General features: G+C 61.4%; 8 protein-coding genes. 5 read left to right on the top strand and 3 right to left on the bottom strand.

The window, feature by feature from the left end; all coding sequences use genetic code 11:
- The 4 genes from EPO09_RS09555 to EPO09_RS09540 form a co-directional block, all read left to right on the top strand.
- On the top strand, positions 1-809 hold an 809-nt coding region (locus tag EPO09_RS09555), incomplete at its 5' end, for an efflux RND transporter permease subunit (RefSeq protein WP_290642514.1).
- 2 nt (positions 810-811) lie between these two features.
- Positions 812-2116 carry a TolC family protein gene (locus EPO09_RS09550; RefSeq protein ID WP_290642512.1) on the top strand — a complete coding sequence of 435 codons (1305 nt, stop codon included), beginning with the start codon at positions 812-814 and terminating at the stop codon, positions 2114-2116.
- A gap of 25 nt (positions 2117-2141) precedes the next feature.
- The gene (locus EPO09_RS09545) at positions 2142-2474 is read left to right on the top strand and encodes a hypothetical protein (RefSeq protein ID WP_290642510.1); all 333 of its coding nucleotides are present in this window, start codon (positions 2142-2144) and stop codon (positions 2472-2474) included.
- Positions 2475-2523: 49 nt separating this feature from the next.
- On the top strand, positions 2524-3096 hold the full coding sequence (locus EPO09_RS09540) for a TMEM175 family protein (RefSeq protein ID WP_290642508.1): 573 nt from the start codon (positions 2524-2526) through the stop codon (positions 3094-3096).
- Between the two features lie 32 nt (positions 3097-3128).
- On the opposite strand, the gene EPO09_RS09535 is transcribed toward EPO09_RS09540, so the two are convergent.
- The 3 genes from EPO09_RS09535 to EPO09_RS09525 form a co-directional block, all read right to left on the bottom strand.
- Positions 3129-4376: a diguanylate cyclase gene (locus EPO09_RS09535; protein WP_290642506.1), complete on the bottom strand. Its 1248-nt coding sequence runs from the start codon at positions 4374-4376 to the stop codon at positions 3129-3131.
- On the bottom strand, positions 4370-5593 hold the full coding sequence (locus EPO09_RS09530; protein ID WP_290642504.1) for a GGDEF domain-containing protein: 1224 nt from the start codon (positions 5591-5593) through the stop codon (positions 4370-4372). The genes EPO09_RS09535 and EPO09_RS09530 overlap by 7 nt, the downstream gene beginning before the upstream one ends.
- A 217-nt stretch (positions 5594-5810) precedes the next feature.
- Complete coding sequence (locus EPO09_RS09525) at positions 5811-6752, bottom strand: DHHA1 domain-containing protein (protein ID WP_290642502.1); 942 nt, start codon at positions 6750-6752, stop codon at positions 5811-5813.
- A 247-nt stretch (positions 6753-6999) separates the two neighbouring features.
- Here EPO09_RS09525 and EPO09_RS09520 point away from each other — a divergent pair, with 247 nt between their 5' ends.
- A complete protein-coding gene (locus tag EPO09_RS09520) occupies positions 7000-7656 on the top strand; it encodes a PEP-CTERM sorting domain-containing protein (RefSeq protein WP_290642500.1) in 657 nt (218 codons plus the stop codon).
- Positions 7657-7698 lie beyond the last annotated feature (42 nt).

Here is a 7698-nt window from a genome sequence, read left to right as displayed (position 1 = left end):
GTGTGCCCTTGATCGTTCGCGGCCCTAGCGCGCTGTCGCTGACACCAGACCTGTTTGCCCAACTGCAACTGCCCGTCAGTGAAGGCCCACCTATTGCCTTGACGCAGCTGGCCAAGCTGGAAGAAACAGAAGGCCCCGTGAAGATCGACCGGGAAAACGGCAGCCGCTTTGCCGCCATCACCAGCAATGTGCGTGACCGAGATCTGGTCAGCTTTGTGACTGAAGCCCAAGCCACTGTGGCCAAGGAAATCAAACTGCCTGCAGGCTACCGCATCACCTGGGGTGGTCAGTACGAGAACCAGCAGCGCGCCGCACAGCGCCTGGCCATCGTGGTGCCGATCGCCCTGGGGCTGATCTACCTGATCCTGTACACCACCTTTGGCAGCGCCAGGCAGGCCACCCTGGTCTTCCTCAACATCCCGCTGGCTCTGATCGGTGGCGTGTTTGCGCTGGCCGCAGCCCGTGAATACCTGTCCGTGCCGGCATCAGTGGGTTTCATCGCGTTGATGGGCATTGCCGTGCTCAACGGTCTGGTGCTGGTCAATCACTTCAACGAGTTGCTGGCACAGGGGCGCAGCCTGGCTGATGCCGTGCGCAACGGCGCCATCCGCCGCCTGCGCCCCGTGCTCATGACAGCCAGCATCACGGCATTCGGCCTGTTGCCGCTGCTGTTTGCCACGGGCCCCGGCTCCGAGATTCAACGCCCGCTGGCCATCGTCGTGATCGGCGGCCTGGTGTCATCCACCGCGCTGACGCTGGTTCTGCTGCCCATTCTGTTCAAGCGCTTCGGCATCGGCAAGGAGGCTTGAGCATGCGCCACTCATCATCCATGAAACACCCATTCTCCAAGACTTTACTTGCGCTGCTGATGGCGCTGTGCGGTGCCTCGCCGCTTCTTGCTGCGCAAGCCCAGACCGATGAACTGCCGCCGGCCGATCAAGTGCGCCAGCACATTCTGGCGCACCCTGAAGTGCGCGCAGCGGCAGCAGCCTTGCAGGCAGACCAAGCCGATGCTGACAGGCTCAAAGCCGGCCCGCACGAGTTCACCGTGCGACTGGCGGGTCAGCAACGCCATACCAGCGACACGCTGAGCGACGGCCTGATCGATCGGCGCCGTTACACCGAAACGCAACTGACACTGGAGCGCACACTGCGAACCGGCAACAAGGCCAGGCAAGACAGCATCGTCGGCGAGGCTGGTGTCAGGCTGGCCCAAGTTCGGCGCGCTGACGCCATCCACGAAGCCTCGCGCAGCCTCTTGCGTTCCTGGTTTGATTGGCTGCGCGAGCGGGCCACAGTCAACCTGTGGCAAGAGCAGGAAAAAGACCAGGCCGAGTTGACAAGGCATGCCGAACGCCGAGTCAAAGCCGGCGACGCTGCACGCACGGAATGGCGTTTGCAAGAAGCCAGCGCCGCCCAGACACACGCCAACCTGATCAGTGCGCAGGCTCGCGAAGCCATGGCCAAGGCTGTGCTGGACACCCAGTATCCCGGATTGAGCGCTGCAGCCAACATCGAACTGGTTCAGCCCCAACAGCGCGACTACCCAGCCGACACAGGCCCGGTGGTGACGCAATGGCTGACAGAGCGCAGCCACGAATGGCGCATGGCCCGCCTGCATGCAGAACTGATCGGCGCACGTGCTGAACGCATCAGCCAGGATCGTTCTGCCGATCCAACCGTGGGCATTTACGCCGCCTCGGAGCGCGGCGGGGCCGAGCGTGTCATGGGCATCTCGCTGAGCCTGCCGCTGGCCGGCGAAGCACGCAGCGCAGCCGAACGTCAAGCTCTGGCGCAACGCACCGAGGCCGAACAACAAGCTGAAGCCATTCACCAAAAGGTCCTCACCGAGGCTTCAACTGCATGGCTCACCGCGCAATCGGCCCTCACAGCCTGGCAAAGCCAGGAACAAGCCCGCCAACGCCACGAGCAGGTTTTCAAAACCGTGGTGCGGGCCTGGGAATTGGGCGAATACAGCCAGTCCGACGTGCTGCTGGCACGACGCCAGTTCATGGAAACGGCCTTAGCAGAAATCAATGCACGCGCAGAAGCCCGCCATGCTGCGTTGCGACTGAAGCTCGATCTGCATGAGACATGGGAATTTGATGATGAGTAAGTTGACTCGTTCTAGCGCGGTCTTGATGAGCGCGTCTTTGCTCTCTGCCGGCTGCGGCGCCACAACGGCTGAACACCCTGCCTACAAGGATGGGTGGCGCCATGCCCGCGTGGAGGCTCTGGTGGCCTCGCCCACGCCCGTGCACCATGTCTACAAGGATTGCCGTTCATCACAAAATGAGCACACGCTCGCTCAGCACTACGTGGTGGCCAGCTACGCCTTTGGCGGCAGCCCTACTCTGCGCCACACCATGGTGGTGCCCTTGTCCGCCGGCATGAGCACAGCTGTGGGCCAGCTCATCCATATCAACATCGAGCATTGCGCCCAAGCTCTGCCTGCAGATCCAACCGATCATTGATGGCCGGCTAAACTGGCCGACATTCCTCTCGGTCAGACCGGACATCTGCATGCACAAGACCCGACTAGAAGCCTTCAGCGATGGCGTGCTCGCCATCATCATCACGATCATGGTGCTGGAGTTGAAGGTGCCACATGGCGAGAGCCTGGACACCTTGAAGCCCCTGCTTCCCGTTTTCTTCAGCTACGTGCTGAGCTTCATCTACGTTGGCATCTACTGGAACAACCACCATCACATGCTGCATGCCATGCACAAGGTCAGCGGTGGCGTGTTATGGGCCAACCTTCACTTGTTGTTCTGGCTGTCACTGCTGCCCTTCGTGACCGGCTGGATGGGAGAGAACCATTTCTCCGCCCTGCCCTCGGCCATCTACGGAGGCGTGCTGCTGATGGCCGGCGCGGCCTATTGGATACTGGCGCAAACCATCATTGCCACCGACGAAAAGGATGCGCCACTGGCCAAGGCCATCGGGCGTGATCTCAAAGGCAAGCTGTCGATCGTGATCTATGCGATTGCTATTCCCTTGGCTTTCCACAGCCAATGGATGGCCCAGGCTCTGTACGTGCTCGTGGCCCTGGTCTGGCTGGTTCCCGATAGACGCATCGAGCGCATCTTGAACTGATCGCATCAAGTGCCGATGTTGACCAGGCCTTATCAGCCAGCCATCGTGCATTGGTTGCGTCCATCCTGCTTGGATTGATAGAGCGCCTGATCGGCCTGCTTGAGCAAGCGCTTGATGGCATCGCTTGCATCGGCATCCTCCACGCGATCCAGCATGGCCAGGCCGACGCTGATCGAAACATGCTCAGAAGTGATCGACGCTTCATGGCGCATGCGCAAGGCAGCCACGGCAGCACGCAAGACCTCGGCCACTTTCATCGCGTCGGCGGGATCGGTGCCCTGCATCACCAAGGCGAACTCCTCCCCGCCCCACCGGGCCAGCAGGCATGGACCAGGCGGCAGTGCATCCGTCAAAGCCTGCGCGATGAGCCTCAAGCACTGATCACCCGCGGGATGGCCGTATCGATCGTTGAAGGCCTTGAAGTGATCCACATCGATCAACGCCAAGGCCAGCGCAGAACCTGAAGCCGGCAACGCTTGCAAGGCGTCATTCAAATAGCTGTCAAAGCGCCGGCGATTGGCCAGACCGGTCAAGGGATCCCGGTTGGACAGATCACCCAAGCTGCGATGGCTGTGCTCCAGCTCGGTTCGCAATGCATACGCGCGTTCCGTTTGCAAGAAGCGCTGACGCTCATCCATCTCCAGGTTGAAGTTGGAGACCAGGGTGTAGATCGCCACCAGCACCAGCAGCAAGGCCAGCGGGACTTCAACGACCGCGTAGGGTCGACTCAGATCCTGCCTCAGGGCCATGGTGCCCACACACACGCCCAGGTTGAACAAGGTCGATGCCAGCGCGTAGCGAAAGCGCAAACGCTGCACCAGATTGCCAAACACCAGGATGGGCACCAGGCCTGCGCGGTAGACGGACAACTGCTCACTCTGTGTTGCCAGCATCAGCACGCCCAGCGATGCCGAAACGGCCATCGTGCCAACCATCCCGAGCACTTCCATCACCCATGGCGGCACATGCGCCAACCACCAGCCTCGAACCACATACCCCGTCACCACCAACGCCAGCACAGCGGGCGTGAGCACGTATAGACGCGCGGCGATCGCCAGGTTGAACACATCCGGAACCATGTACCAGTCCGAGATCAAAAACAGGTTGAACAGCACCAGAGATCCCAGGCCGGTCAACAGAAAGTGCCTGAAGCGATCTGGCGCACTGCCCGCGTTGAAGCGCTGCATCTGATCGGGGCTCAAGCGCATGCCGTCGATCTGTTGTTCAACGAGCCTGCGCCAGGCTCTCCGTAAATTGACGGGCTCGGTGTGAATCAACATGCAGATGTCGCTCCCGATCCATCAGCCATGGCCAGACGCACGCCATTGCGGCCCTCGGCTTTGGCTCTGTACAAGGCCTCGTCAGCACGTTGGGTCAGCGAGGCAGTCGAGACGAACCCGCCCAGGCCTTGTACCGCCACCCCCATGCTCACGGTCACCACAGGTGCGCATGAAGACCCCGCATGAGGCACGGCACGGGCCTGCACCGACTGGCAGATGCGCATGGCCACCTGCTCGGCCATGGCCGCATCCGCATCGCCCAGCACCACCGCAAACTCCTCGCCGCCCCATCGCGCCAGCATGTCCACCGGGCGCCGCAAGCAAGATGCAATGGCGTCAGCCACGGCGCACAAGCATTGATCGCCCACCGAGTGGCCATATAGATCGTTGAAGGCCTTGAAGTGATCCACATCGATCAGCAGCAAAGCCAGCGGGCGTGAGGAGGCTGCGGCATCGCGCTGGTTCCTGGCCAGGAACTCGTCGAACGCACGGCGGTTGGCCACACCGGTCAAGGCATCCGTGCGCACCATCTCGGCCAGGCGCTCATTGGCCTCGTTGAGTGAGCCGCGCAAAGTCTGCTCCCGCAGATCCAGCAAGAAAGCGTAACGGTCATTGCGCTCGCGCACATAACAGCCATACAGCGCGAAGCTGATCGTCGTGATCAACAAGAGGCTGGATCCCAGGCGCCACCCGTGAATCAGATCAGGTGCGCGGTACATCACCGCCATGTGAATGCACAGCACGATGATCGACATCAGCACCATGGGCCAGAAGCGCGCAAACACGGCCACGTAGACCACGACGATGATCAACTCGACCACTTTGGTATAGGACACCATCGTTGCGCCAGTTACGACCAGCACGGCCACAATCGCGCTGGCCACCGTGGCCACCAACGCCACCATCCATTCGTTGAGCGCCGGATAACTCAGGCGATGCAAGATGAACAAGGCCAACAGAATGAAGGGCCCATATACGCCGATGCGCAAGGTGAGCGCCCAGGCGAATTGCCTTGGCATCATCAGGTGATCGGCCAGCAGGATGCCGCCAAACACCAGCAAAGAGTTGAGGCCCGCCAGGATGAGCTTGAAGGTGCGCTCGTCAGCATGCGCCTCGACGAAGGCACGCTCCAGCATCGCCGGGAATCGCAGGCAGCGAAAGCCGTCCTCCAGGGTCTGATCGACCTGGATCTGCTCCAACGATGTGGCGGTCTTCAACTCCAGATGCGCCCCCCTCACAAGCCACGCCCCGCCCTCTCTTTGTCGAGTCGGGCTTGGCGTCGATGTCAATGACAGATTCGGACGATCTTAGCGGGGGTGATTCAGGACAAGGTGGGTAAAACCGACGGAAAGCCACACCTATGGTGAAGCAAACAGGCCAGACCTGCGCACAAGTTCACGACCCGGGATGCGCAATCACCCCAGGTCGTGCGCATCAGGCGCGAGGTGCGTCAGGATCTGACCAGAACACACCCGTGAGCAACTCCGGCAAACGCTCAGGCCCCATGCGGAAACCGCAAGCTTGCGGATGCCCGCCGCCGCCCATCGCTTCAGCCAGCGGAATGGCGTTGTAAGTGGAGACAGCGCGCAAGCCGACCTTGACCGTACCGTCTTTGGACACGCTCCACAGCAGCGCAAAGCTGCCGCACTCGGCAGACAACATATTGCCCACTTCACTCGTGAAAGCGCCTGGGCAATTGACCATCACGCCCTGCTGACCATTGAAAGTGACCGGAGAGGCGCCGCGTGCGATGTCCTGGCACAGGTTCAGGAACTTCTCGTTCATGGCCGTGCCGCGCTGGCAGAACTCAGCCACCTGCTCGGGCGTGAAAGCCACGATCTCGGCCCAGCGCGGGAACTCATCGGGCTCCAGATCCAGCGCAGACAGGAAGGCCGCGCTCTCGGGGATCGCCCATGTCCACAGATCACGATCCTGAATGAAGCGGATCAGATCGGGTACAGGCTGCTCAGGGTGGAAGAACTTCCACGACAGCATCGCGCCTGACTGAGACATATCGAAGTGCACAGCTCCGCAACGGCACTTGAACGCGCCCAGCTTGTCGGCCGCGCTCTTGTGATGATCCAGCATGACCAGCTTGGCCGCACGCTCATCGATGCCTTGCATGATGGCTTCGTCAAACGAGAAATCGAGGATGTAGACGGCGCGGCCCTCCAGCGGCGGCAACTCGCTCACATCGGCGATCTTGCCGTGGGTGACGCCCAGATACTCGCCCTGCCCTTCAAAGTACAGCCAGGCCGCCAGGGCCGCGCCAAAACCATCGGGGCACTTGCCGTGATAGATCACCAGGGGATTCGGATCGGTCTTGGCCGGTGTGACAGCCAAGCCCGGCAGAGAAGTGAAAAGTCCGTTGCTCACAGCGCGTACGCCTTTCAAAAACGCCTTTTTGACAGGCGGAAATCAGGAAAGCGCCCATGTTAGCGGCAGTAACCCGACTCCGATCGCCAATTCACGTGTGATGGATTCACGCAATTGCCGGAAAAGGCCGGCCAGCCCAGCAGTCGGGGGATGGGCTGAGCCCCCCAGCGGCCCCTAGCATTCATGCACTGGCCCCACGAGGGCTGCTGACTGTTTTGACCGTTCAATCTCCGAAGCTGTAGCCGCCATGACCACCATCCGTCACATCGCCCTCGCCGCCCTGCTGGCCACCTCTTCTGTTGCTTTCGCTGCGCAGGAACTGGTCACCAATGGCTCGCTGACCGGCCCGATCACGAACAACGGTGTGCCCACAGGCTGGAGCATCTTCGAAGGCACGCCCGACATCATGGATGCGACCGACAACGTCGGCCTGCTCAACACGCTGCGCTTCGGCGCCACACCCACCGCATCGACAGATGGCGGCACCTGGGTGGGCCTGGGCTCCTATGGCACCTACATGGAACGCTTCGGCCAGACGCTCAGCGGCCTGACCGTGGGCCAGCAATACACGGTGTCCTGGGAAGCTGGCAACTTTGGCTACACCTACGGCAGCATCAACTACCTGGGTAGCAACGCCATCAGCGTGCAAGTTGACGGCGTGACCGTTGGCTCGGGTGCGCAACTGGACCTGGGCTCCAACTGGTACAAGCAATCGCTGACCTTCACGGCCGGCGCCGCCAGCCAGCAACTGTCCTTCATCCTGGCCTCGACCACATCAAAAGCCTATATGTCCATCGACGGCGTGTCTGTGAAAGCCACTCCGGCCGTGCCAGAACCCGGCACCTGGGCGCTGATGGGCCTGGGCCTGTTTGGCGTGATGGCAGCCACCCGCCGCAAGGCCTGAGCCAATCGGCGGAACTAAGTCACAAAACTGCCTCGAAATGAG

This window comes from Aquabacterium sp. (genome assembly GCF_004297345.1).
Lineage (GTDB): Bacteria > Pseudomonadota > Gammaproteobacteria > Burkholderiales > Burkholderiaceae_C > Aquabacterium.
The sequence above is the reverse complement of the archived record's forward strand: the minus strand, read 5'-3'. Positions and strand labels throughout refer to the sequence as shown.

Bases quoted from the DNA above. Each gene is read 5' to 3' on its own strand.
- EPO09_RS09550 (WP_290642512.1), top strand. From the start codon at position 812: ATGCGCCACTCATCATCCATGAAACACCCATTCTCCAAGACTTTACTT.
- EPO09_RS09535 (WP_290642506.1), bottom strand. From the start codon at position 4,376: ATGTTGATTCACACCGAGCCCGTCAATTTACGGAGAGCCTGGCGCAGG.
- EPO09_RS09545 (WP_290642510.1), top strand. From the start codon at position 2,142: ATGAGCGCGTCTTTGCTCTCTGCCGGCTGCGGCGCCACAACGGCTGAA.
- EPO09_RS09520 (WP_290642500.1), top strand. From the start codon at position 7,000: ATGACCACCATCCGTCACATCGCCCTCGCCGCCCTGCTGGCCACCTCT.
- EPO09_RS09540 (WP_290642508.1), top strand. From the start codon at position 2,524: ATGCACAAGACCCGACTAGAAGCCTTCAGCGATGGCGTGCTCGCCATC.